The 26,701-nt window shown below is 62.4% G+C and carries 17 protein-coding genes; 2 read left to right on the forward strand and 15 right to left on the reverse strand.

Annotated features, from left to right (window positions below; translation table 11 throughout):
- Window positions 1-3: 3 nt before the first annotated feature.
- Window positions 4-1,197 (reverse strand): rhamnogalacturonan acetylesterase, encoded by a 1,194-nt coding sequence (locus SxD43FB_RS08185; protein ID WP_096061748.1) that lies wholly within the window; start codon window positions 1,195-1,197, stop codon window positions 4-6.
- Window positions 1,198-1,526: 329 nt separating this feature from the next.
- Between SxD43FB_RS08185 and SxD43FB_RS08190 the strand changes: the two genes are divergently transcribed.
- Complete coding sequence (locus SxD43FB_RS08190) at window positions 1,527-4,469, forward strand: TonB-dependent receptor (protein ID WP_096061749.1); 2,943 nt, start codon at window positions 1,527-1,529, stop codon at window positions 4,467-4,469.
- Between the two features lie 81 nt (window positions 4,470-4,550).
- Here the strand turns inward: SxD43FB_RS08190 and SxD43FB_RS08195 are convergent, their stop codons facing one another.
- From SxD43FB_RS08195 to SxD43FB_RS08235, 9 genes are all read right to left on the reverse strand, one after another.
- On the reverse strand, window positions 4,551-5,327 hold the full coding sequence (locus SxD43FB_RS08195; RefSeq protein WP_037480355.1) for an IclR family transcriptional regulator: 777 nt from the start codon (window positions 5,325-5,327) through the stop codon (window positions 4,551-4,553).
- Window positions 5,328-5,410: 83 nt separating this feature from the next.
- Complete coding sequence (locus SxD43FB_RS08200) at window positions 5,411-6,607, reverse strand: MFS transporter (protein WP_096061750.1); 1,197 nt, start codon at window positions 6,605-6,607, stop codon at window positions 5,411-5,413.
- Window positions 6,608-6,619: 12 nt separating this feature from the next.
- Window positions 6,620-7,153: a DUF3237 domain-containing protein gene (locus SxD43FB_RS08205; RefSeq protein WP_255245642.1), complete on the reverse strand. Its 534-nt coding sequence runs from the start codon at window positions 7,151-7,153 to the stop codon at window positions 6,620-6,622.
- 55 nt (window positions 7,154-7,208) lie between these two features.
- Window positions 7,209-9,578 (reverse strand): TonB-dependent receptor, encoded by a 2,370-nt coding sequence (locus tag SxD43FB_RS08210; protein ID WP_096061751.1) that lies wholly within the window; start codon window positions 9,576-9,578, stop codon window positions 7,209-7,211.
- A 73-nt stretch (window positions 9,579-9,651) separates the two neighbouring features.
- Complete coding sequence (locus tag SxD43FB_RS08215) at window positions 9,652-10,890, reverse strand: SGNH/GDSL hydrolase family protein (protein ID WP_176482710.1); 1,239 nt, start codon at window positions 10,888-10,890, stop codon at window positions 9,652-9,654.
- Entirely contained in the window at window positions 10,887-12,638 is a 1,752-nt protein-coding gene (locus tag SxD43FB_RS08220) for a tannase/feruloyl esterase family alpha/beta hydrolase (protein WP_096061753.1), read from the reverse strand. The genes SxD43FB_RS08215 and SxD43FB_RS08220 overlap by 4 nt, the downstream gene beginning before the upstream one ends.
- A complete protein-coding gene (locus SxD43FB_RS08225; RefSeq protein WP_176482711.1) occupies window positions 12,635-13,540 on the reverse strand; it encodes an ROK family protein in 906 nt (301 codons plus the stop codon). Before SxD43FB_RS08225 ends, SxD43FB_RS08220 begins: the two co-directional genes overlap by 4 nt.
- Entirely contained in the window at window positions 13,537-14,661 is a 1,125-nt protein-coding gene (locus tag SxD43FB_RS08230; RefSeq protein ID WP_096061755.1) for a glycoside hydrolase family 68 protein, read from the reverse strand. The genes SxD43FB_RS08225 and SxD43FB_RS08230 overlap by 4 nt, the downstream gene beginning before the upstream one ends.
- A 309-nt stretch (window positions 14,662-14,970) precedes the next feature.
- A complete protein-coding gene (locus SxD43FB_RS08235) occupies window positions 14,971-15,975 on the reverse strand; it encodes a substrate-binding domain-containing protein (RefSeq protein ID WP_096061825.1) in 1,005 nt (334 codons plus the stop codon).
- Between the two features lie 217 nt (window positions 15,976-16,192).
- Here SxD43FB_RS08235 and SxD43FB_RS08240 point away from each other — a divergent pair, with 217 nt between their 5' ends.
- Window positions 16,193-17,620, forward strand: a complete 1,428-nt coding sequence (locus SxD43FB_RS08240; RefSeq protein ID WP_255245643.1) for an MFS transporter — start codon at window positions 16,193-16,195, stop codon at window positions 17,618-17,620.
- Window positions 17,621-17,812: 192 nt separating this feature from the next.
- On the opposite strand, the gene SxD43FB_RS08245 is transcribed toward SxD43FB_RS08240, so the two are convergent.
- From SxD43FB_RS08245 to SxD43FB_RS08265, 5 genes are all read right to left on the reverse strand, one after another.
- Window positions 17,813-19,459: an alkaline phosphatase D family protein gene (locus SxD43FB_RS08245; RefSeq protein WP_096061756.1), complete on the reverse strand. Its 1,647-nt coding sequence runs from the start codon at window positions 19,457-19,459 to the stop codon at window positions 17,813-17,815.
- 22 nt (window positions 19,460-19,481) lie between these two features.
- Window positions 19,482-21,755, reverse strand: a complete 2,274-nt coding sequence (locus SxD43FB_RS08250; protein WP_096061757.1) for a TonB-dependent receptor — start codon at window positions 21,753-21,755, stop codon at window positions 19,482-19,484.
- A gap of 190 nt (window positions 21,756-21,945) precedes the next feature.
- Window positions 21,946-22,935: a nuclease gene (locus SxD43FB_RS25175; protein ID WP_096061758.1), complete on the reverse strand. Its 990-nt coding sequence runs from the start codon at window positions 22,933-22,935 to the stop codon at window positions 21,946-21,948.
- Window positions 22,936-22,951: 16 nt separating this feature from the next.
- Window positions 22,952-24,127, reverse strand: coding sequence for a YdcF family protein (locus tag SxD43FB_RS08260; RefSeq protein WP_255245648.1), 1,176 nt, complete (start codon window positions 24,125-24,127; stop codon window positions 22,952-22,954).
- 2 nt (window positions 24,128-24,129) lie between these two features.
- Window positions 24,130-26,631 (reverse strand): TonB-dependent receptor, encoded by a 2,502-nt coding sequence (locus SxD43FB_RS08265; RefSeq protein WP_096061760.1) that lies wholly within the window; start codon window positions 26,629-26,631, stop codon window positions 24,130-24,132.
- Window positions 26,632-26,701: the final 70 nt, after the last annotated feature.

Genomic DNA, 26,701 nt, shown 5'->3' on the forward strand with positions numbered 1-26,701 from the left:
ATCTCAGTTCCCGGCCGGGCGCTGATCGCTGTGGATCAGGCTTGGGACAATGGCGATCTGCGCTGCCGTTGGTGGCTTTGCCGGGGCGACGGCACCGGCGCTCACATGCGGGGCAAGCGCAGGGATGGTATCGCGGATGCGCTGCGCCACGGCGCTCGCCAGCAACCACGCGCCGTAGTTATTATGATGCGTCTTGTCCTTGCCGCCATCGTTGAAGGCGCTGGGCGCGACATCGGGGCCAAGCGCTTCATAGATGGCGCGGCTGTCCGCGTTCAGGTCGATCAGCGGGACGCCATCCTCCGCCGCGACCTTCCGCACCGCCGCCGCATAGTCGCTCAGCGTATCGACGATCTTCCCCTGCGCATCAAAATTGCGCCGTTCGGGCGATGTCACCAGGACTGGATGCGCGCCACGCCGCCGCGCTTCGGCGATATAGGCGCGCAGATAAGCGGGGTAGGTCGAATCCGGCGCGACCCAGGTCTGCGGCCATTGCTGCTTCTGGTCATTATGCCCGAACTGGATGAACAGCCAGTCGCCAGGCCGCATCGCCGACAGCAATTTGTCGAAGCGCAAGCTGGTCAGGAAAGATTTGAGCGTCTCGCCCGACTTGGCGTGATTGGCGACGACGATCCGGTCATCCAGCATCGCGGGCAACATCTGGCCCCAACTCGCCGCGGGTTCCGCATATTGATCGGTGACGGTGGAATCACCCGCCAGAAAGATCGCCGGGGCCGTGACCGGCTCGATGCGGATCGATCGGACAGCCGGTTGACCGAGGAACTCCAGCGTCAGCTTGTCGTCCCAGGTAAATTCCTGCGCATCGCGCGCGTCGATCCGCACCCGGTCGCCACCCGGCGCCGTGGGCGGTGGCGGCGGCAGCGCGGGCGTGCGGACATCCACCAGGAAATGCCGTTCGACTTCCTCGCCTTTGCGGGTGCGTACAGAGCGCAGCATCAGGCGGCGCGCCTCGGCCTTGACCGTCGTATCACCCGCCCGCGTCCGGTCCCCCAATCGCACGGTCACGCGATAGCGGCCTTCGGGTAGCGCGATCGAATAGGCAAAACCCTGCGCATTGCCGCCCGGTTCGACGCCGTGGCTCGCCGCCTGATAGGGTTGCAACGAGTCGCGGTTAAGGACGATGGTCTGCCCTCCGGCAGCGGCCGCCAGCATCAGGAAGAGCGCAGCGCTGGACGGCATGACATGACCCTTTGCAGAGGTGCAAGAGCGGGGGAGCGCCACGAAGGCCGTCGCGCTCCCCCCAGAATATCGGCCCGTGCAGAGGCCAATATCTATCCCGCTAAATAGGTTTATAACCCATATATAGGGATTATAGCAGGGTCAATGGCCTTTCCTCTCGCGTCATCCTCCGGCGCGGATCTAAATATCCCACAATGTGGTGATTAAAATCATATGATGATTTTTCTTTCCATTCCGCGACTCCCAATATAAGATGACACCGTAATCCACATAGTGGGACATTCGGATGTCATCGGGGTGATGGCAACCGGTCAATAGGGGAGGAAGTCATGTTGCACACCCGTTCCGCATTTGCGCGCCGCAGCTCGGCCATCGCGATCGCCACCACGTTGCTCGTGGCGGTTCCCGCTACTGCCCAGGATCAGCCCGTCGCGGATCAATCCGAAACCGCCGATATCGTCGTCACTGGCTTCCGCGCCTCGCTGGACAGCGCGCTCGGCATGAAACGCCGCGAAGCTGCCGCGATCGATTCGATCGTCGCTGAAGACATCGGCAAATTCCCCGACTCGAATCTCGCTGAATCGATGCAGCGCGTGCCCGGCGTGGCGCTTGCGCGTGGCGATGGTGGCGAAGGCCGCAACATCTCGGTCCGTGGCCTGGGTGCCGGGTTCACCCGCGTCCGTATCAACGGTATGGAAGGCACGGCGCAAACCGGCGGCTCGGACATTTATGGCGCAGGCAATAATGGCCGCAGCTTCGACTTCAACGTCTTCCCGACCGAAATCTTCTCGGCCCTCTCCGTGCGCAAGACACCCTCGGCCGATATCGAGGAAGGCTCGCTCGGTGCGACCGTCGACCTCTCCGCGCCCAAGCCCTTCGATCAGAAGGATGACTTCGTCCTCTCGATGACGGCGCGCGGCGTCTATAACGAACTGTCGAAAAAGGTCGATCCGCGCGCCTCGCTGCTGATTTCCAAGCAGTTTGGCGATAGCGGTTTCGGCATATTGGGGTCGGTCGCCTATCAACAGCGCAACCTGCGTGAAGTCGGCTATTCCGCCGTCGATCTGCTGCCTGCCAATATCAATGGCGGCTTCTGTTCGCCGCTGGGCGCACCGATCAATACAGCAGGCCAGACGCCTGAACAATTGGCGACGCGCGGCGTAACGGCCGCAAATTGCAGCAATGGCAATCCGCGCACCAGCACGCAGGCGGCCTATGACACGATCCAGAATCTGCGTCGCGAAGGCGCAGAAGGAACGCCGGGCAGCGGTGCCTTCTTCCCCCGCCTGCCGCGCTATCTCAATAGCGAACAGAATCAGGAACGGATCGGCGGATCGTTGACGCTGCAATATCAGCCGGACGACCAGACCGATATCTCCGTCGACTTCCTCTATTCGCGGTTCGAAGTGACCCGTCGCGACAATTATATCGCCGCCGTGTCCTTCGCGCGCAATGCCTCGAACCTCGGCCAGCCGATGACGTCGGTGCGCGAAATCGAATTCGACGAGAATGGATCGCTGGTTCATGGCGTATTCGACGGCGTCGATGTCCGCTCCGAAGGGCTGGTCGATAATTTCGTCTCGACCTTCAAACAGGCCAATGTCAATTTCAAGCGCGAGCTGAACGACAGCCTGACCGTCGACGCGATCGTCGGGTTCAACCGCTCGATCTGGAACGGCAAGAAGCGCCTGCAAACCTTCATGGATGCCGTCGATGTCGATGGTTTCTCGATCGACTTCCGGGATGGCGGCAGCACGCCGGTTCTGGGCTTTGGCACGGATGTCGGCAACCCCGGCAGCTTCGCCTATGCGCCGCCGTTCGCCGATGGCACCGTGCGCGGCGGCTTCAGCTTCCAGGGCAAGCCATCCCGCAACAAGACCGACAATCTGACCGCTGGCGCCAACCTGACGTGGAAGGCGAGCGAGGCTTTCTCAATCCGGGCGGGCGGCCAGTATCGGCGCAGCGACTTCCTCTCCACCTTCCTGCGGCCCTTCAATGCCGACACGGTGGTCCGCGCCCTGCCGGCCGGCACGACGCTGGCAGACATCACGACCACCATCGGCGGCGTCGACAAGCTATGGGGCAATGGTGCGCCCAGTGGTTGGGCAGCGATAGATGCCGAAAAATGGGCTGATACGTTCGGCTTTGATGCGGTACGCTATTGCGGCGTCGAATGTGGCGGTGGCCGCAGCCGGGTGCGCGAAGAGGTGACGAGCGGCTATGTGATGGCCAATTTCGACCTGGAGGATGCCATCGGTTTCAGCGTGCGCGGCGATGCGGGCGTGCGCTACGTCAAGACCGACATGCTTTCGTCGGGCTATATCCAGATCGCCAGCGCCACCACGCCTACCGGCCTTGCCGGCCGGTTCGCTGCTGCCCGCAATGTCTATGATGATTGGCTGCCGTCCGCCAATGTCGTGATCGAGCCGATGCAAAATCTGCTGGTGCGCTTCTCCGGTGCGAAGGTGCTGGCGCGCCCGGAACTGGGCCTGCTGACCCCCACCAGCGGCGTCAACCCGGTCACCCGCGTCGGCAATATCAACAATCCCTTCCTCGACCCGATCCGTGCCAACACGTTCGACGTCGCGGTGGAATGGTATTTCCGTCCCGGCTCGCTGCTGTCCGCCGCCTTCTTCTACAAGGACATCAAGAGCTTCGTCCAGAATGTGAACAGCCTCATTCCGTTCAACCAGTTGGGCCTGCCCAATGGTCTGCTCGAAAACAGCAACACCGACCCCAGCGAACCCTTCAACGTGTCGCAGCCGTTCAATACGCCGGGCGGCCCGCTGAAGGGTATCGAGCTGAATGCGCAGATACCCTTCACCTTCTTCGACGGTTTCCTCGGCAATTTCGGCATGCTGGCGAACTTCACCCACGTCACGTCGAAGATCGACTATATCCTCGCCAGCGTAAATGGCGTGCCGACGGTGACCACCACGGCGGACCTTGTCGGCCTGTCGAAGAACACAGCGTCGGGCACGCTCTATTATGAGGATGAGAAGTTCAGCATCCGCACCACAGGCAATTTCCGCGACAAGTTCATCCGCGGTATCCCTGCCTCGCCAGGCAGCGATCTGGTCGGCAATGCCAAGACCTTCTACATGGACGCATCGGCCTCCTTTGCCGTGACCGATCGTCTCAAGCTCATCGTCGAGGCCCAGAACCTGACCGATGAACAGAACCGCCTCTACACCGACAGCGTGCGGCAGGACACTTTGTTCGAAACGCGCATCGGCCGCACCTTCACCTTCGGCGTGACCTACCGGATGTAAAGACATCCTCTCCCCCAACCTGAAGGGCGCGATCATTGCGATGATCGCGCCCTTATTGTTTTTGCGGGGAGAGTCACCCGTTCAGCGCGGGCCGCTATACCCCACCGCAGCGCTGATCTGCTCGGCCGACCGCATCACCTGCAGCGCCAGTGTCGTGCGCAATTCATCGGTCAGATAATGGGCCGCGCTGGCGATCGAGATAGCGATGCAGATATTGCCCTTCGCATCGCGGATCGGTGTCGCGATCGATCGTACACCGTCACCCAATTCGCTGTCATGCAGCACTTCGCCCCGCGCCTTGTGGCCCTGCATTTCGGCGATGAAAGCGTTGATCGCCGCGCGCGACGGCTTGCCGCCCTTGGCCGCAACATACAGCCGCTCCCAGGTCGCCTCATCCTCGTCCAGCAACAGCGCCTTGCCGAGGCCCGTTTCCGCGATCGGCCGACGATCGCCCGGTGCCGTGGCCACGCGCAACCGCTGCGTTCCTGTCACCCGATCGAGATGGCGGGAAAAATCCCCCTCGCGCTTGCCCACGAACACGCAAAAACCGCTGCGTTCGGACAATAATTCCATAAATGGCCGGGCGATCCGCACAAAGTCGATCTGCTCGGTCGCCAGCACGCCCAATTGCAGCAGCTTCGGCCCCAGCGCAAAGCCGTCCCGCGTCACGGCCAGATAATTGCGCGACTTGAGCGCCTGCACCAGCCGGTGCGCCGTGGTCTTGCTCATGCCAAGCTTGCGGGCCAGGTCGGCGGCGCGAATGGGGCCGTCGATTACTTCGTCCATGATGTCGAGCGCGCGCATCAGCGTCTGCGTGCCCTTGACGCCCGGTTCCTTGCTGTCTTCGCTATCGCTCATATCATGTTCGCCATGCGTCCCAGATAAAGGAACGTCTATCCTTCAAATCGGCGCACCTGTCAGCAGATTTGTGCGGTACGCGCTCAAGCCCGATAGTCGAGCGCGCCCCGCTTTGCCAACTCCCCGCTCACCGGATCGAAGATCATGTTGAGCACCAGCCCCACCGCCAGCACGGCTGCAAACAGCGTCGCGAGGTAGAAGCCATAAATGGCATCGCCGAAATAATCGCCGATCAACCCCATCGCCAACGGTGCCACCACCGCACTGACGCAGGTGAAGAACAGGATCACGCCCGAAATCGCGCCATGCTGGGGCTTTGGAAAGCAACTGATGCCCTTGGAATTGAGCGTCGGGTACAGCACCGACATGAACAGGCCCGACAAGGGCAGCGACATCACCGCCATCGGCCGCCCGCCAAAAATGGCCAGCGCAAAGCACACCAGGATGGCAATGCCGCACGAGGCCAGCACGGCGGTCCAGTTGAACCGCTCCAGCAGCCAGAGACCGGCAAAGCGGCCGATGACGCGCAGAATAAAGAAGATCGACAACGCATAGGCCGCCCATTGCCAGCCCGGCCCGGCATAGCCCGCCAACAATGTCGGCATCCACACATAGATGGCGGTCTCCACGCCCACATAGAGCATGATCCCGCTGCTGAACGCCAGCGCATAGCGATTGCGCATCATCGCCAGCATGTCGGCCATAGGCGCGCTGTCCGTTTTCGCCTGCACCGGCGGGTAGGGCACGCGCCAGGCGAGGATCATAAGCAATCCGCACAGCGCAGCGGCGATCAGATAGAGCCATTTCCACGACGCATCATGCGACAGCAGATAAGCGACGATCGCCGGCCCGATGATCGCGCCGATGCCGAAAAACCCCTCGACCACATTCATGGTCGCCGTATGCGCGCGCGTCGATGTCGATATGTCGCCGATCAACGCCAGCGCCGCCGTCTTGAAGATGCCGACCGCAAGCCCGCCGACGAACAGCAGGACCAGAAACAGGCCGAAACTGCTGACCCAGGCGAACAGGGAGGCACTCAAGCCGAACAGCGCCAGGCCCGCCAAAATCGTCGGCTTGCGCCCGAACCGGTCCGCCATCGATCCCAGCAAGACCCCGGCCAGCGCGATGCCGCTCATCGTCGCATAGTGAAAGGCACCGCCCGCCGTCATGCCCAGGCCGAATTCGCGGATCACCGACGGAATGATCACTCCGACCGATTCCGATGTCATCGCGAACATCAGGAACATCAAATAGGTGAGCCAACGAATGCGAGCCATTTGTCTGCGGTCCTAAACCAGCTTGTACATGCGAATGCGCACGGCGGGGGTGTCCATCTCCGGCACGGGGCCGACCGTCCCTGCGAACACGGCTTCGTTCAGCCAGGCATGCGGCCCATTGGGCACTTCGAACACGGCGCTCGTCCGTGCATAGCCCTTGCCCGCCACGCCCTTGTTGCGGATGTGGATGACGGTGCCGTCGGCCTCCCGCATCAGATAGGCGGCCTCCAATTCGGTCATGCCGTCCGGGCGGATCAATTGCCAGTCCATGCCTTCGGGAAAGATGGTGCCGCTGATCCGTGGCCCCTTGAACGTGCCGCCGGTGATCGGGATGCGCACGCGCTTGCCATGCGGCGTTTCGCCAATCTCTTCGGGCGGGCCCAATGTCACGATCGCTTCATAGACGAATTCCGCCTTGGGAATGTCCTCTGCCACGGGCGCAGGCGCGGCCGCTTTCGCCATGAAGGGAACGGCCGCCAGTCCGCCAGCGGAGAGCAACAGGCTACGGCGCGTCTGCGGGTCGTTCTGGAATTGCCTGTCGGCCATGATGCTGCCCTTTCCGAAAAAATGGGGCGTCCCGTGGGGGACGTCCCACCCTAGCTTAGAATTGCATGCCGAGGCGCACGCCATAAGTGCGCGGCGGATCATAATTGGCGGTGGTGGAACTCCACACCGTCACCAGATTATTGGCCACGCGCTCGTCCTCCAGATTGTTGACGAAGCCGGTGATGGACAATTGTCCATCTTCGGTTTCATACCGCAGGTTGAGGTCGGTCTTGGTATAGGATGCGCGGCGGCTCTGCGCATAATTTTGGATGTCGCTGAACGTCCGCGACTGGACATAGAAGTCCACGCTCGGCGTCAGGCTACCCGCACCGCCCACGTCGAAGATATGCGCATAGCTGACCCGCGCGCTCCACTTTGGCGCATTGGGCAGTTCATTGCCCGATACGTCGCGCACGACGTTGGTGGGCAAAGGCAGGTTGCCGAACGCACCGGTGACGCCGTTATAATTGCCGCTGCCCGAATTGAGATTGTCCGATGCCGTCGGGAAGGACCGGATCTTCGCGTCAAGATAGGAGACGAAGCCGCTGATCCGGTCATTGCTCGTCGGTCGGACGATCGCTTCCAGTTCGATCCCGCGCAGCCGCGCCGTCGCGGCATTGGTCGTGACCGCCGACACCTGATTGGTCAGCGGATTGAGCACGATGCTCGATACCTGCAGATCCTTATAGTCCATGTTGAACGCCGTGGCGGCGAGGTAGAGCTTGCCACCCATCAGCGAGCTGCGCACGCCGATTTCGTAATTGGTCACGGTTTCGGGCTGATATTCCCGGAACTCCGGCGCGTTGCCGGTGGCTTCTAGGCCACCGCCACGAAAACCCGTGCCGACGCTGGCATAGGCCAGCGTTTCGGGCGTTAGCTCGTAATTCACGCCCGCCTTCCAACTGACATTGGAAAATTTCGCTTCCGGCCGGTTGGTGTCATCGGTCAGGGCATAGACGAAGGGAATGCCGGGACAGGTCGTTGGCGTGATATTCTCCAGCGTGATCGTGTCGCCGGGACAGACCAGTTCGATATTGCGCTGGTTGACCTGCTCCCAGGTCGACCGCACGCCGCCCAGGATTTTCAAACCCGGTGCCAGTTCATAGGTGCCCTGCCCGAACACCGCCTGCGACTTGGTGCCCTGACCGCGATAGGAGGTCACGACATCGACACCGCTGATGGTCGTAATATTATTGCCCGTGCCTGCGACCTTGGCGAGTCCTGCGGCAGTGAGGATGCTGCCGAACGGCGCGGGCGCTGTATCGCCGGCATGTAGCAGGCGCGTACCCGACGGCTGCTTGTCCTGATAGAGGAAGCCGCCCAGAACCAGGTCGAACCGGCCGGAATTATAATTGACGTTCACCTCATGCGACTGGGTTTCGGTCCGACGGTTGATATTCTGCTGCGTGAACACGCCGGTCGCGGAATCCACGCCATTATTCTTCAGCACCGAATAGCCCGCCAGATAGGTGAGCGACAGCGCGTCGGTCGCCTGCCAGGTCAGCCGCGACCGGGCGGCATAATATTTCAGGTCCATCTGATTGTCGGTGACCAGATCCTGCCCCGGATTGACGACTTCATCATAGATGGTCTGGATCGGGCCGAAGACCCCCGCCGCGATATCCGCATCGGGATAGACGTTGCGGCTGCGCATATAGGTGAGCGGGATCGTGCCCTTATTTTCCCCATAGTTGAGCGAAAGGCGCCAGGTCAGGCTATCGCCCAGACGCAGGATGCTGTTGACGCGCAGCCCGGCCTGGTCGGTCTTGTTGTAATTCTGCCGGGCGCCATATTTGCCCTCGAACCCGTCATCGACCTGGCGATAGGCGGCAATACGCAGGGCAAAAGCGTCACTGATCGGCAGGTCGACGGCGGCGCGTGCGCGCACTTCATTGAACCGGCCATATTGAATGTCGGCGTTGAAGCCCAGATCCTTGCCAGGATCAGCCGTGTTGATGTTGACGACGCCTGCGGTCGCATTGCGCCCATAAACGGTGCCCTGCGGCCCGCGCAGCACTTCGACGGAGCCAAGGTCGAACAGGCCGAGCGTCAGCACGGCGGCAGACGGATCATAGATGCCGTCAATCTGCGTCGCGACCGTGGAATAGCCGCTGAAGCTGTTGTTGCTGCCGATGCCGCGAATGGCAAAGCCGTTCTGGCTCGATTGCAGGCCCGGCACCGTGCTGGTCAGCGCGGCGGCGGAATCCACGCCCTGGCGGTTCAAACTGTCCTGCGACACGACGCTGATGGCGACCGGCGCCTTGGACAATTTCTCGGAGGTTTTTTGCGCGGTGACGATGATGTCGCCGCCATAATTGTCGACCATGTCCGTTTCAGCCTTCGGCGGCGCTACATCCTGCGCCAGCGCGGGGAAGGACAAGGCGGCGACACTGGCGCCGACGAACAGAAATGAGAAATGCTTCACGATACTCTCCCTTTTTATGGAGGCTTGGATCGTCACCCTGTTTCGATCCAAGTCCTTGTTTTCATGCTATGATTTAGAAGTTGAAATGGTCCCACGCGGCCTTGGCCATGGCGGCATAGCCCGCGTCCGACGGGTGGAGCTTGTCGCCACAATCATATTGGACGAGGATATGGTCGGGCGCGGCGGGATCGCGGACGGCGGCGTCGAAATCGATCACGCCGTCAAACTCGCCGCTGGTGCGGATCCACTGGTTGATGGCCTGGCGGATCACTTCCTTGGCGGGCGTCGCATAGCCTGGAAAGGTCGATCCCAGGAACGGCGTCAGCGTCGCGCCATGGACTTTGATGCCATGCGCCCGCGCCCGCGCGATCATCTGGCGATAGCCAGCGATCAGGTCATCGGCGGTGATCGTGTCATGCAGCCCGTCGGTACGCGGATTGTCCAGACCGCTCAGCCCCAGATCGTTAATCCCCTCCAGCAGGACGATGTCGGTAACGCCAGGCACGGCCAGCGCGTCGCGGTCGAACCGCGCCAGGCCGCTCGGCCCGACTTCTTCGCGCAACACCCGATTGCCGCCGATGCCCGCATTGGCGATGCCGACATTGGCGATCCCCTTGGCGTTCAGCATCTTGGCCAACTGCCCTGGCCAACCGCGCAGCAGCGGATCTTTGGCCCCAAAGCCATCGGTAATGGAATCGCCAAAGGCGACGATCGTCCGGGCGTCCTTATCCGACTGCACCAATACCGACGTGACGATTTCACGGCTCGATACCGGCTTGGCACCGCGCAACGTCGCTGATCCGGTCTGGTCGCTGCCGATCGCCCATTCGGCACGATGATTGGGGTCGGCCTGCGGCAAGATCACCTTGGTGGGCAGATAGACGCTGACCACCGCCACCGCGCCTGGCTTCACCTGCAGCGACAGCGGGTCGGACAAGAGCGGCGCCCCTGCGGGCAGCCGTACCGATCGCGCGCCGGAAAAGGTCAAAGGACGGATGGTGGCCGCATCGATCCGCCCCTGCGCGTCAGCGAGAGCGATGGTGGCGCTGCCGATCGCGACATCGGTCGGCTGGGTGTCGCCCGACAGGCGCACTTGAACCTTCGTGCCGCCCGCGCTCAGGCGCAGATGATAGCGGATGGTCCCCTGCACCTCCGGCGCCGGTTCCCAGAAATCGAAGGGCAGCTTGGCGACGGGCAAAGACGGGCTGGATGCCCAGCTCGCGACCCAGCGGCCATCGTCCGCCGCCACCGCCTGCACCGGCAGCAGCGCCGCCTGCATCGCGATAACCCCAAGGGCAAGCCGGCCTATCATCCTCTTACGCATTCGAAGCTTTCCTTTTTCTCGACATCGCCCTGGCCCTTATACCGGGCATAAGCGGGGTATCGGCAGATTGGACGGGTACGGCCCGGCCACGGACTGGCCGCAGCAGCCACGGCATTCAGTTGTTCGGGCGCACGGCCCCGCTCGACCCAATCGACCATCGCGGCAAAGGCGTCATAGCGATCGGTCGATGGCCCACCTTCGCAATGGTTCATGCCGGGCACAGGGAAGACGCGCACGGTGTCCGCGCCCTTGCCCGCATAACGGGCATCGACCTCCCGATACCATTGCAGCGTATCTTCGAGCGAGAAGACCGGATCGGCCGCGCCATGCGGCACGATCAGCTTGCCGCCAGCCGCCCGGAACCCATCGATATCGGGCGACCGCGCCGACATCATGTCCCAACCCGAAGTCGGGAAGGGGGCCGCCACGCGATAGATGGCGTCCGCATCGCGATCGAAATCATAGCCCATCTGCCATTGCATCATGCCCTGCGGATCGGCAGCCACCAGCTTGGGCGGCGTCTGGAAGATGGCGGACAGGGCCGATCCGCCGACGACGATGCTCAGCGCTGGGACACCTTCCTTGGCCAGTCCGACTTTCCACACCGCCCAGCCCGGCTCGCCGACGCCCCCGTCCCAGGGAAAACGGACATAGAGCGGCAACCCATCGCTCTTGCGCGGACCGGCCATGGACCGGACAAGCGCATCGATCTGCAAATTGGACAAACACTGTCCGTTTCGCTGTCCGGTACAGGCAAAACTGCGCAACACCGGCAGCACATCTTCATTGCCGCACTGGCCATAATGCGCGACCAGACCATCGGCCACGCCATCCTTGGCGTCGCACGCCTTCAGTATGGCCTGCCGAACGATCCCCAATTCGCTGGTCGAAAATGCGTTCGCCAATTGTCCGAACGGTCGCACGCCATCGGGACCGGGCGGCACGAGGCGGCCAAATGTCTGCACGTCCCAGGCCTGCGCCAACGCCGCGCGCGGCAGAGACATGCCCGGTGCCGCCGCGACGATCCCGTCGAAAGCATCAGGATAGCGATGCGCGACCGCCAATCCTTCCTGGCCACCCTTGGAACAGCCTGCAAAATAGGAATAGCGCGGTGCGCTGCCATAAAAGGTCGCGATCGCAGCCTTCGCCGCATCGGTCACCGCCCCCAATGACGCATAGGCATAGTTGCGCCGCGCTTGCGGGTCGAAGCCGAACGCCACCGCGCCGCCCATGGCCGGGTCGCTGTTGACCGCATTGTCATGCCCAGAATCCTGGCTGACCACCGCGTAGCCCTGGGCCAATGCAGGTGTGACGAGGCCAACGCCAGCCAACGCGCCCAACGCATTGCCAATGTCGCCATTGGTGCCACCGCCGCCCTGGAACAGAAAACGCCCATTCCATTCCATCGGCAAACGCAGATGGAATTTGATCGCATAGCTTTGGCCGTCCACGCCCTGCCGCTCGGCCATTATCGCCTGCACGTCGCAATGCGCCTTCAGCGGGACCGTGCTGTCATATTGAAAACCACGCGGATCGGGCGCAGGCGCTGGCCCTTCCGGCACGAACACCGCGCTGGTCACCCGCGTCGAGGCGTCGGGCCAATGGCCTTGCAGTGTCGATGCAAAGGCGGCGCAGCGATCACCGACCGCTGCGGTCGGCGCGACATCGGTCAAGGATGTACAGCCGCTCAGCGCCGCGATCGCGGCGGCTATGCCAGAATAGCGCCATTCGTTCATGCCTGGCTCCCCCTCAACGCATTCTGCCCCACGATGATCGCCCCCAATGGCCCCGCATCGCGCCCCAAGGCAGGCGGCACGATCAACGTCTCCAGCGCAGCGATATCCAGCCCCGCCAGATAACCGCCCAGATTGGCGGCGACCGCCACCCGTATCTTCGCAAGCAGGGTCGGACGGAAATCCAGCACTCCGCCGCCGATCACCAGTCGCTGGGGCGACACGCACAGGATCAGCATCGCCACCCATTCGCCCAATTCGCGCGCCACCCGATCCCAAAGCGGATCGTCATCGGGCATATCCGCCAGTGCGCCGTTCGCCCGCGCCGCCAGCGCCGGACCACCGACCAGCCCCTCCAGGCAATCGCCATGGGCAGGGCATGCCCCCGCAAACAGGTCGCCCGCCGTCCGCCGGATACGCATATGCCCCGCCTCAGGGTGCAGGCGGCCATGCACGGCCTTGCCATCGACCACCAGGCCAAGGCCAACGCCCGTGCCGATCGTCGCATAGCCATGCACCGCGCATCCCATCGCCGCACCCCATTGCCCCTCGGCCAGGGCCGCGCCCCCGACATCGGTGTCGATCCCGACGGGCAGGGCGAAACGGCGCGCAAAATGCCCATGCACATCTGCCCCCGCCCAGCCGGGCTTGGGCGTATTTTCCATATGGCCAAAACGTGGACTGCTGGCGTCCAGGCATAGCGGCCCGAAGCTGCCGATCCCGATCGCCGCGAACGGCACCTCGTCCTGCCATGCCGCCAAGGTTGCCGAAATCCGGTCCAGCGTCTCTGGCCCTTCGGTCGCCCAGCGCTCCTGCCGCAGGATATCCTTGCCCCGCGCCAGCGTCGCGATACATTTGGTGCCGCCCAATTCGACGCCCGCGATCATGGTTTCCGGTGTCGTCATGCCAGCCACGCCTTCTCGCCGTCGATCATAAGCCGCAATTCGGGGGCCGGGGTGCCGCCGAAATGCGCCCGTGCCTGCACGACATCGCGCGGCGGCTCCGCCAACCCGACGAGGTCGGCAAAGCTCTGCACACATAGATCCGGCAGCACCAGCCAGCTATAGGCCTGAAACGGCGCGGATGGTGGGTTGCCGAACACGAGCCCCGACCCGTTGAGCGGTCGCCACGGGCCAAACAGCCTGTCCGCCACCATGCCATAAAGCCCGGTCGGCCCAGCCGGGCCGTCGGTGGCGAACACCTTGGTCTGCGTCGACCAGAAGAGATAATAGCGCCCGTCCCGCATGATGACATGCGGGCGTTCCAGCTCATTGTTAAGTCCATCCGCTTCGACCAGCGGCGGCAATATCTGCCACTCCTGGTCAACGACCCGGCGCGCAATGCCGACCGCCCCATTCCATGCCGACCGCGACCGGGCTATCGATCCGGCAAACAGGATATAGTCTTGATTGTCGGCCGGATCGCGGAAAAAGGCCGGATCGCGAAACGCCTTGATCGTGCCGACCGCACCGCCGCCTGCCATGTCGCGGCTGTAATGAACATCGTCCGGCTCCAGAAACTCGACAGGCTCCGACCAAGGCGAAAGCGCTATGGCGCCATCCCGAATGGTCAACCCTGCGCAAGTGTAGAATAGCCTCTGGGCAAAGCTTGTTTCCACCTCGCCCCGGACGCCGGCCACGGTATAATAAAGCGTGATCGTCTCGCCGTCGGGCGAAATGATGGCCGAACCGGACCATTCGCGACTGCCGGGCGAAAAACCGTCTGGCAAAACCGGCCCCAGATCGCGCCATTCACCCTCGACGCGATGTAGCAGCCGCATCCGCGCCACGGCATGCCTTGCGTCGGGATCAGGCAAAACGGGTGCCGACAGCGCGATGAACAGCGTGCCGCCTGCAATATCGGCCGGATGACCATCGACGGTTTGCACCGGCCAATAATCCCACAGGTCCAGCGTCTCGATCACGCGGCGCTGCGCCGGGATGACCGGGGCGCAAGGCGCTGTAGCCGGATCGATGCGCTGGATGTCGCCCGCAGTCCAGTGGCTCGTGGAAGGCGCTTCACTCATGCGGCGACGTCCGCTGGTGTCATGACCCCCGCCAAAGCGTGCAGTCCTTGGCGGAGGTCCGACTTCGCCCCGGCGGAACGAACGGCCGGAGAAGGCGCTGAAAGAGAGTGCAGGGCAGGATGGTCGTCATGGCCAAATCGACGTGCCAAACCCGGCACAATCCTTACATCAGCCCTCACCGATCATCCCCTATGCGCAGCTATCTTGTTGCCGCCCTGATATTTCCAAAAACAAACGTTTGCAATCTTAAATGCAAACGTTTGCAAAACTTTTTGCTTATCGAGGTAATTGTTTGGTTTCGAGAGGGGTTTAGGCCGAAGCGCGCAACACGAGCGTTGGCTGAAGGGAGACAGAGGCGGCCTCCTCGCCCGCGATCCGGCGGAACAGCAAGTCGACCATCATCTGCGCGCCCAGCACGAAATTCTGCCGAATCGTCGTCAGCGGTGGCGTTGTCTGTTCGGCGATGAACACATCGTCATAGCCCACCACAGCGACATCGTCGGGCACGCGCAATCCATGGTCGGCAATTGCGCGTAGCGCATTGAGCGCAATCACGTCCGACGCGGCGACGATGCCATCCGGCGCCGCATCCTCTTTCAAATATGTCCGTACCGTCGCATAGGCGGCTTCGGCCGTGACATGCGAGGGCAGGACAGCGCCTTGCGGTACCCCAGCCTGCGCGATCGCCGCGTTGAAACCAGCAAAGCGAGCCGCGAATTCCGGCACCGCAGGATTGCCGACGAAGGTCAGCCTTTTCCGACCTTGCGACAGAAGATGCTGCGCGGCCAACCGTCCGCCCTCGAAATTGTCGGACCCCACGGTCAACTGCCTGTAACCGGGTATCGACGCCCCCCACACGATCAGCGGCGCATAGCTGGCGGCCACTGTTTCGATCACGTCGATCTGGTCCGATTGCCCGACGATGATGACGCCATCCACCTTGCCGGATTCGACAAAGGCTTTGAGCCATTGGTCGTTCGAGGGAATGACGCGCGAGAGCAGCAGGTCATAACCGCGATCGGCCAGCGCGTCGGCCAGCGACGCGATCAGGCTCATGAAGAAGGGATCGGTCAGATGCTGCTCGGTCTCATGGCCCAACGGCAATATCACCCCCACAGCGCCGGTGCGCTGGAGCCGGAAATTGCGCGCGGCGACATTGATCTGGAAATCATGCTCGCGCGCCAACTGCTTGATCTTGTCGCGGGTAGCGACCGCGACCAGCGGATTGTCGGCCAAGGCGCGGGACACCGTGGAGATGGACACGCCAGCAAGTGCGGACAGGTCGGCAAGGCTGGAGGCTTTCTGGCGTTTCATCCACATATCCCAAATCGACCGCACCCATGCTTCTGGGCGTCATCGTCCCGCTACAGGCGTTTGCGCTATAGGGCGATTTGTCGGATCGGCGCAAATGGCGCTTTCCTACCCTGCGGCCGGTGGGTTTGCTCACGCAGGCCGCAGAGTCGCCAAACTGTAAGAGAGCGCCACTAGGCGCCGTCCCCGAAATGTCGGCGCGCTGGATTGCAGGCATGGGTTGAGCGGACATCATGTGCTGACATCGTTGCGAGCGTCAAAGCAGAGCCTGCACCGGCCAACGCCTCTACGCGAACGGGCGGGGCGCGAAGGTCGACTGCTCGCTTATTCCTCCGGCAATATGGGTAAGGCGCTGCTCTTTTCCGGGGCCGATCTCACCATCCTGTTTCTCCTGACCGACCTGTTGGGCCAATCGCCGACCAGCGCGGGTTCCTTGATGCTGGTCGCGGTGCTGGGCGATCTCGTCTTCGACCTGTTGGCGGCAAAGCTGGTTATCCGTCTGCGACGCACCGGGCGAGGTTATCGCTGGATGGTCGCGGCCGCCGCCATGCCCTGCGGCGCTGCTTTCGCCTTGCTCTATGCCTTGCCAGCGCTCGGCGTGCGCGATCTGTGGATCGTGGCCGCCGGGTTGCTGCTGTTTCGCGGTGCCTATGCAGTGATCGACGTGCCGCACAATGCACTCATGGCGCGGGTCACGTCGGACAGCCGATCGCGTGGCCGCGTGTCGGGCTATCGCCTGTTCTTCAGCACGATCAGTTCCCTGGCGATCGCCATCATCCTCGCGCCGATGGTACAATCCGCCGGGCGGACAGGGGACTTCGATCGGCTTGCCGTGGCCGGTGTCATCGCCTGTATTCTCTTTGCCGCGACCATGATTCTTAGTGCCTTGGCATCGAACAACGGTTCGACGCCCCCACCCGACCCAGCGGTCGAGGGCGACGGCATTGCGATTCCGTTGCGCGACCCCCTGATCCTGGCGCTGGCGCTCCTCGCTTTCATCACCGGCTTTGCCATCCCGATGTTCAGCCGGATGCTGCTCTATATCGGCACCTATGTGGTCCAGCGCCCGGATCTGGTGAAGATGCTGCTGCTGGGCCTGACCACCGGCCAGTTTTTGGGCGTTCTGGCCTGGACGTCGATGACTGGCCGGTTCAGCAAAGCGACCCTGCTGGCTGCAGGCCATGCCGTCTGCATTAGCGGCATCATGCTGTTCGCCCTGTGTCTCGCATGGCCCAATGCCCTGATCGCTTGCACGCTACTGATCGGCTTCGGGTTCGCCAGCATTTTCATGCTGCCCTGGGGCTTGCTGGCCGATGCCGTGGACGTCGTCGCCTGGCGTCACCACCGCCGGTTCGAAACCGGGCTATTCGCCTTCTATCTTGTGGTGGTAAAGGCGAGCGGAGCGGCCTCCACGGCGCTGATCGGCTGGACACTGGGCTGGCTCGGCTATGTGCCCGAAACTGTCCAGCCAGCATTGGTGCAGACAGCTATGCTCAGCCTGGGACTAGCCGTACCGATCGTCGGCAGCCTATGCGCGATAGCACTGATGCGCGCCAACGACATCAGCCACGCCCGCCATGCGCGCTTGCTCACGGCCCTGACTTATAGGAGCCAGCGCGCCGCGCGGCAACCATGTCCCCAACTGTGAGAAGATCATGCGGCAAATGCAGATATTTGGCGGTATCGCTGCACGCCACTATGCCAACATTCTCTGATTTGAATGTTTATGATGAAGATCGTCGATAGACGCCGTGATGCCCCGCGCCGACGGACGCGCGGCGCTTAGCAATTGCCCCGATGCGAACCCCGCCATCTTGCAATGGCGGGGTTTGCCTATGCCTTATGCGTTCTGCAGCAGCTTCGCGCCGCGTTGCACGGTCATGCGGTGCGTGCCTGCAAGGTCGGTCGTGCGCGTGCGGATATCCTTCATGAAGTGCCAGGAGCCTGCGACCTGCTGCGGCGTTACCTCTAGCGAGACATAGCCGCGCTGGCTGGTATCGCAGAAAGCCATACCCGGATTGACCGCGCGGAGGGCGCGGGCGATGTCGGCTGGCGGCACGCCCTTGGCATAGGCTTCGAAACCTGGCGAGGTAACGCTGTGCCCCGCAAATTCCACGCCGACCCTATGCTTGCTGTCGCCCTGGCCAGGGCCGCGTTCGCCCAGATTATAGCCCCAGGCATTGTGGCTGTCGCCCGACAGGACGACAAGGTCGGCATCGGCCGCGAGCGCCGCGTCATAGAGGCGGTTGCGCGCCGCCGGATAGCCGTCCCAGCTATCCATATTATAGGGTAGCCCCGCCTGCGACGCGGCCACCGCACCGGCCAGTCTCGTGCGCACGATCGCCGGGGAATTGGTAGGCACCCAATCGGCCGCATTGGTTGGAAAACGGCCATAACCCATGATCACTTGCTGGGCGAGTATCTGCCAGGCAGTGCCCTCCTTCTTGGACTTGCCCAAGCCATCATAGAGCCACTTTTCCTGCCCCGCGCCCATTAGTGTACGATCCTGCATGCTCCAGGCACCATCGCGGAAATCGGCCAGCGCCTTGGCCAGGTCGCCACGCCCGGCGACCGCTTCGCCGACGCTTAATTGCTTGTTGCGCGCTGTGATCCGGGTTTCAGGACGGAAGATGGTCGCCAGCGTACCGATCTGGAAACTGTCATACATCGCATCGGAGACGGGCATCCATTCACGATAGACCTTCTGCGCCGCCGCTTTGCGCACCGCCCATTCGCCTTCCATGTCGGGCTGATGATTCTCCGCGCCATCCTTATAGGCGTCATTGGTCAGTTCATGATCGTCCCATTGGGCGATCATCGGGAAGGCGGCATGCAGCGCCTGAAGATCAGGGTCGAGCCGGTAGGAGGCGTAGCGCAGGCGATAATCGGCCAGCGTCACCATCTCGTTCGCCGGTTCGATGATCCGGCCGGGGACGGCGTCTTCCAGACTGGGATAATGACCGCGATCATATTCATAGAGATAGTCGCCGCAATGGATGACCAGGTCGATATCGTCGCGCACGGCGGCATGGCCATAGGCGTTGAAAAAGCCAAAGGGCATGTTGGAGCAGGAGAAGAGGCCGATGCCGAAGCGCGACACATCACCCTGCGGCAAGGTGCGGGTGCGACCGATCCGGCTGATCGCGCCATCGGGCGCGATGAACCGGTAGAAATACCATTGGCCGGGTTGAAGGCCAGTGACGGTGACCTTCGCTGTGTGATCGGCATCGGCGCGGGCGGTGACTTCGTCGCCCGACACGACCTTGGTAAAGGCCGGATCGGTGGCGACTTCGGCCCGCAACTTGCTGTCTCCCGATCCGACATAGCGGGTCCAGAGCAGCACACTGTTCATGCCCGGTTCGCCGCTGGCTACGCCATGGCTAAAGCCGCGCGCACCCAATATCTGCGCGGCGCCGGGAATGGACAGGGACCCCAGGCCCAATATGCTGCCCTTGATGAGCAGGCGGCGATCGATGGTGAAGCGCATGATTGTTCCTTCCTCTCGCCGTTCAGAAGCGGCCGGTGAGCTGCACGCCGTAGAAGCGCGGTTCTGCGGGGATGTAGGTCGGGATGCCGAAGCCTCCGCCGGTATTGCCGGCATCGAGCAGATAGTCCTTGTTCGTGAGGTTGCGGATGAAACCTGAAATCTCATAGCGATCATCCGCAAAGCCGATGCCTGCGCGCAGGTTCGCCAGCATGACAGCCTTCTGGCTGATGGCTTCGGTGTTCGGCACTTCGAAATAGATTTTGCTGCGATAGGTGAGGCTGGGCGTCGCGAAGACGCGCATGCCATTGCCCAGCGGCGCGTCGATGGTGAAACCGGCCGCCGACTGGAATTTGGGCTGGAGACGGAACTGGTCGCCCGCAAAGCGGCCATTGGCTTCCTTATTGTCGATGCCGCCATCGATATAGCCGCCATTGGCGAAGATGTTGAGCCAGCTGGTGGGCTGGATCGCGACTTCCGCTTCAACGCCCAGATTGCTGGCCGTGCCGGCGCTGACTGTCCGATTGACGCCGTCGGTGCCGGTCACACTGACCTGGAAATTATCATATTTCTGATAATAGACACCCAGCGAACCGGAAATGATGCCACTATTGGCCTTCAGCCCGACTTCATAGTTCCACACATTTTCCCCCGCGATCCGGTTGATGCGGGCGACGCCGCCAGCGGCCGCGTCCAGGCTGACGGTCGGTGACCGGCGGCCCTTCGACACAGTGGCAAAGCCGTTCAGATTGGGTGAGAAACGATAGAGGATATTGAAGCGTGGTAGGAAAGCGGCGAAACTGTCTTCGGCACGCAGGACGCGGCCATTGGTGTTCACCTGACCCGGAATCAGCGGCGCGCCGCTCAGCACGGAGTTGGGCACAGTCGTCACGAAGCCCGACCGGCGCTTTTCAATGAGCGCGCGGATACCAGCCGTCAGTTCCAGCGACGGGCTGGCGAGCCAGGTGCCATCTGCGAACATCGAATAGCTGTCATTCTTGCCCTGATTTTCAAAAACCGAGTTGTAGGGAATGACTGTCGCCGCGCCTTGCGTGAGGATCGCCGTCGCCTGCGATGCCGTGACAGTGCCGTCGGCCGCTACACAGGCGAGGCCGGGGATCAGGCGTGTCGCGCACTGGATATAGGTGCCTTCTTCCGTCGAGAAAGGCACGCGCTGATTGCTTTTCTCCCGAAACATATTCCAGCCGAACGCGCCACGGAAATGGTCGCCAGCGTAGGAGAAGCGTGTTTCATGGCTTGCCTGCCAGCCCTTCGCCTCCTCGCCAAATTCCAGATACCAGGCGGCCGAACCGTCCGCATCGAAAATTTCATTGCTGTCGAAATCGCGATAGCCGTGGACCATCGTCAGCGTCCAGTCGTCGGCGATGTCCCAGCTGAAAGTCAGGTTCGCGTCATAAACGTCGCGGCGCAGGCCCAGCTTGTCACCGCGCAGAGCGGAAGACGATAGCGGCGAACCGCTCAGATTGGCCGCTCCAAAGGGGTTGCCCGGCCCCTGCGAGGTCGGCAGTGCGCGCGAGATGAAGGGCGTACCGGAATTGCGCTGACGGTCATAGGTAAGGATGAGATCGGCGGTGAAATTGTCGGTGGGCGTGAGGCGCAGCGAGCCGCGCACACCCAACTGGTCGCGGGCATAGAGATCGTCCTGCGTCGCGGACAGATTCTTCACATAGCCGTCGCGCTTCTTCCAGGCGAAGGCGATGCGGCCGGAGACCTTGTCCGACCCGCCATTGACGAAGCCGCTCAGCAACTTGGCGTCATAATTACCGTATCCGGCGGTCAGTTCGGCGGCGAAACCGGGCTTGGGCCGGGCGGAGATCATGCTGATCGCGCCCACCGCCGACGCGGTTCCGAACAAGGTCGCCTGCGGTCCCTTGATGACCTCGATCCGCTCCATATCGTAGATGTCCTGATAGGAGCCACGCGAGCGGGAAATGTCGACGCCGTTATAATAAAGGGTGACGCGCGGCGCTTGCTGGGCCGATCCGCTGTCCGACGTGATGCCGCGAATGACGATGCCCGGATTGTTGGCGCTCTGTTCCTGGATGTTGAGGCCGGGGATATAGTTCGACAGTTCGTCCAAGTCGGAAACGCCGATTTCCGCCATCCGCTTGCCGCTGACGGCCGATATGGTGATGGGCACGTCCATCGCCCGCTGTTCGATCTTCTGCGCGGTGACGATGATCTGCTCGCCACCTGCTGCCTCGACTTCGGGCGCCATGGTCTGGGCCGTAGCTGGGAAGGCGGTGCTGCTGGAAAGCAGGGCGACGAAAAGCTGCATACGGCGTGTCATGTTGGCGAACCCCTTTTTTGAATGAGGACGCCGATGCCCCAAGGATGTGACTTGCCAGAGGCTAGGAGATGACAATCAGATGAAGCTCGAACCGGATTGATGAAACGAAATCGTCACATTGAGCTGCGCCACCGCGAAGGCTCCCCGTGCGACTATGGGGAACCTGCGGCGTTTCGGCTCAGCTCGGTGCCGATCCGGTTTCCGGGTTGAAGCGCGGATTGCTGGCGTCGAGCGGCGAGGGCGTGATTTTGGCGGGCGGCGTCGCGCTTTCGGCCCAGGCGCGGCACAGCATGTCGCGCAGCATCGCGGCGCCGGCACTCGTCCGGTCATAGACGAACGCGCGCACATCCTTGTCGGCAAAATCGGCAAAGCCGTTGCGTTTTTCGAGCTTGTACAGATTTTCCACCAGGTCACCCGCTTCGTTCAGAAAGCCCAGCACCGCGTCGAACATGTCGCCACGCTGGCGGCGCGGCGCCCCGATGCGCGGCGCGATGTCCGCTACCGTCAGGCCCATGCCGTCGACGAACCGGCTTTCGAACCGGCCATGAACGGACCGGTCGGTGGTATAGCCCTTGGGATTGTCGCCGCGCCATCCGTCGGAATGGATCGAGTCATGGTGCGGCTGCGCCCCATCGCCGATATAATGGCCCAACCGTATGACCTGAAAAGCGCAATGTTGTTCTGGGATCGACGCATCGCCGCCCTCCGCCTGGGCCTTGCGGACGTAGCGCATGCAGGTGATCAGCCGTTCATAGGCCTCCATCGCCGCATAGGGCAGGGTGCCGGTCCAGCGTATATTGGTCCGCTGCGCCGTCTGCGGGTCGCTATCTTTGATCGCCTCATACTGTTTGTAGAGCGCCAGGACGAATTCATGGCGCGACCGCGGGATGGGTTTTACGAAGGTGAACTGTTCCCGAAACCAGCCATGATTGGGGTCTTCCTCCATCTTGGAGAAATTCTCCGCGTCTCCGCGCCAACTGTCGGGCAGCGAGGCCGAGGCTGCAATATAATCGACATGCTTGCGCAGGAAGACCGGCCCATCCTCCGGAATGGCCTCTATCGCCGACCGATCAATCACGGCATGGGCGGTCTGGCCCCAAGCATGGGCGGCGGTCGGATGCAACGCCAGTGCGCTTATCGTGGTGAGGGCAAGGAGGAGGGTTCGCATCGTCTGAACTCCGAAATCAGGGGTCGAGGGGGTCGCGCGGATCGATCCGCGCCGATACGCGGGAGGGGCGGAACAGCAATTCGGTTGGCGACAGGCGGCGACCGACTTGCCCCGGCTGATAGCCAAGCTCCCGCTGGTTGCGCGTGGCGAATTGCGGGCTTTCGATCGAAGCGCTCTGGCCGGGGTTGCAGACGATCACGGCATCGCGATCCATCGGCGCATCCATCGCCATCAACAGGCGTGTCGCATTGCGCAAATTGGTGGTCGTATGCCGGGCATAGGGTTCGATCAGGATCGCGTCGGCCGGCACGCCATAGCGGTCGATCAGCGCGTTGCGCATCTGCTCGGCCTCGGCAAAGCGGGTCGCGCGGGGATGCGCCTTGCCTCCGGTCACGATGATGAAGGGCGCATCGCCTTGCGCAAAGCGGCTGGCGGCCAGCCGAAGATGATATTTGCCAAAGGGGCTGATCGCCATGTCCGGCACTTCCGGCCCGACGCCCGTGACGATCAACGCCGAATAGCGATAGCGGCTCCAATCGAGAGTTTTCGCACGCGCCATGGCGGCCGCATTGGCGCCCCCGGTCAGCGGTTCGAAACCGATCGCATCGGCGCGATCGCTACCGTCCAGCAGCGCCAGCGCATAGTCGATGCTGGGGTCCAGCGCCTGCGCCGATGTGTAGCGTGGGGTGCGTGACAGCCAATAAGCGGCCTGAAGCCGCGCCTGGCGCTCTTGCGGATCGATCGTGCCAGCCCCATCGATCTGCGCATAGGCGGCTGGCGCGCCCAGGCCATAGGTGCGCAAGATGATGTTGATGCCTTCCATCTCGCGCCGGGCCTGCGCTGGCACCCCATCATCGGGCGCGGTCAGGCCAGCAGGGGCGGCCACCGACTTGGATACAGTGTCGATGTCCGTTTCCGTCCAGATCAGCGCCTGCGCCACGCAGAACATATCCTGCGCGCAGCCAGCGACGCGCCGCTGCCGAATGTCCAGCAGGGCAGCGATGTCCGCCTTGGAAACAAGTGCCCGAACGGCGGCCGGGTCGCGCGCCATCCCGTCGAAAAGCGGAAAGAGTCGCTGCGAAAGCCGTTCGGTCACGACATCGCGAACGGCCCCGGCTTGTGCCGGGACCGTCGCGATCGCAACCGCAGCCATAGTGGCGACCAAGGTCGCCATCCGTGCCACGTTCCGCATCATTACCAGGACTTGCTGATGACGAGGCGGAAGTTACGGCCAAAGATCGGCCGACCGTAAATGGCTTCCGCGCTGCCCTGGCCGCTCAGCGAGTCAGTGCGGGTATTGCCTTCGGTCAGGCCATGGGCGTTGAACAGATTGTCGCCCACAATCTGCATCTGCCAGCTGCCGTGGCGCGCCGTGACGCCCGCGCCGATCGTGCCATAGGCGGGCAGGGCAGTATTGTTGTACAGATCGACGAAGCGCTTGCCCATATAGGTGTAGCGACCATAGACCGAGATGTCCGTCTCGCCCGTCTGGAAGTCGAAGCTTGGACGGATGTTGCCGTAGATTTTCGGCTGGCGGACGATCTGGTTGCCCTCGGCCTGTTCCGGGTCGGCCCCGGTCGCGCTCTGGAAATTCTTATATTTCGGATCGCTGATCGTCAGCGCGCCGTTCAGCGAGAACCAGGGCGTCACCGCGACCGATGCGTCGAACTCCACGCCCTTCACCTGGGCTTCGCCGATGAAGGGGATGTTCACATCGTTGCGGCCCGTCGTCGGGTCGAAGGCGAGGAACGAGGCGTTGAGCGGATCGAAATTGGTGTAGAAGCCCGTGACATAGAGGTAGGAACGACCCGAAGCGAGCTTCAGCCCGACCTCGAACTGGTCGGCGACGGTGGTGATGATCGTGGGATTGATGCTCATCACAGTCTGCACATTGGGCGGCGTTTCAAGATGCGACGCGCGGCCATAGACGCCGACATTCTGGCTGAAGTCGTAATTGGCGCCGACCGTCCAGTTGGTGACGTTGGGCTTCCGCTTGGAATTGACGATGACGCCGGTGAAACCGCGCGTGGTGTCGTCGGCCAATGTCGTGGCATCGCCCAGATTGACCTGCTCGGTCAGCGCGGCCCAGCCCTTATAGCTGTAGCGTTCATGACGGACGCCCGCGTCGATGCGAAGGCCGGGAATGATCTCCCAGGTGTCGTTGGCATAAAGCGCGAACATCGTCGCGTCCGAATCGCCTTGGCTCAGCGTCGCGGCATAGTTCAGCACGCCATTGTCGGTGACCCGGCCGATCTCCGTACCCGCCGCATTATAGGCAACCAGGTCGAGCGTGCGCGGCTGGCCCGCCACTTCGATCAGATAGTTCTGAAAAGTGGTACGGCTGCTTTCGCCATAGGCACTTGTGTAGAGGCCGAGCTTAATGTCGTGGCTGCCGATGCCGGTCTCGAACTTCTTGGCGACCGAGAAATTGCCCTGCGCCGAATAATATTTGGAATGAATGTCGCGATACTGACCCTGCATGATGAGGCCAGAGGCGGTTTCGGGGTCATAGACGCTATTGGTCCCCGCCAGCGTGAGGCCGAAGCGGCTGGCCGTGCCGAACGCGGTATTCGCCCGGTTGCGGATGCTGTTGGCGCCACCGGCATCGAGGAAGGCGGTCAGCGTCGTGGGGTTGGTGGTCGAATAGAAAGCGGTGAAATCCAGTTGACCCTGGGTGTAACCGGCCTTGGCCGACACCAGCCAGCCGTCGAACTCAGCCTCATATTGCGCGCCGATGTTGATCATCTGCATGTGGCGGCCATCGGCCAGGTCGCTGGTGCTGCTCTGGATCACGCCTACGCCATCGCGATATTTCAGATTGACGTTGCGCAACGCGGGCGAGTTCATCGTCCCTTCGAAAAAGTCGATATATTTGTTTAGCGAAACGCTGGGGTCACGCGGATCCGCCGTCGGGATCGGCAGGTAGAAGACGTTGTGATCGTTGACATAGTTGAGGCTCAGCTTGATCGAGCCATTGTCCAGATCATGTTTGATGTTGGCGCGGATCTGGCCGCCCTTGTCGTTGGGGAAGCCATTGTCGCGATAGCCGTCATGCTGGCGCAGGAAGCCGCCGATCGCATAATAGGTGTTCTCGCCGAGCGGTCCGGCCTGATAGGCATCCAGCCGGTAAAGGCCGGTGTCGCCCAGCGTCACCTGCGCCTTGCCGCGCGGCGTATCGCTGCCCGTCACGGTGATCGCGTTGATGATCGCGCCCGAATAGCTGGCATAGACCGGGGCAGGGCCGCCGCGCACGACCTCGACATGGTCGGTCATCAGGTCTTGCTTCAAGATCGCGTCGCCCCGGAAGAAGACGCCGTCATTTTCGTGGAACAGCGGCAGGCCGTCCTGCTGGAAGCTGACAAAGCCGCCATCATTGGGCAGGCCGCGGATACGATAGATGTTCTGCACTTCGCCGCCGGTGATTTCGGTCTGGAAACCGGGCAGCTGGCCGATCAGATCGGCGAAGTTGACGGGGGCGATCTTCTCGACATCTTCGGGCGAGATGGTGTTGATCGCATAGGATACGTCGAAGCGACGCTGGGCGCGGGTCGAGCCGGTGACGATGATATCGCTCTGCTCGCCGCCCAGTTCGGCCGCCTGCTCGGCGGGGGCTGCATCCTGCGCGAAGGCGGGCGTAAGGAAGGTGGAACACAGCGCCGCAAGGGCGGTGCCGGTGGCAAAAACGGTCTTGATCATGAAAAGCCCCTCTGTGGTGGTCGAGCGGCCCGTGGTCGATGAACATGACATTTTTAATTATTGTTGTGAA

This window comes from Sphingobium sp. D43FB (assembly GCF_002312805.1).
Taxonomy (GTDB): domain Bacteria; phylum Pseudomonadota; class Alphaproteobacteria; order Sphingomonadales; family Sphingomonadaceae; genus Sphingobium.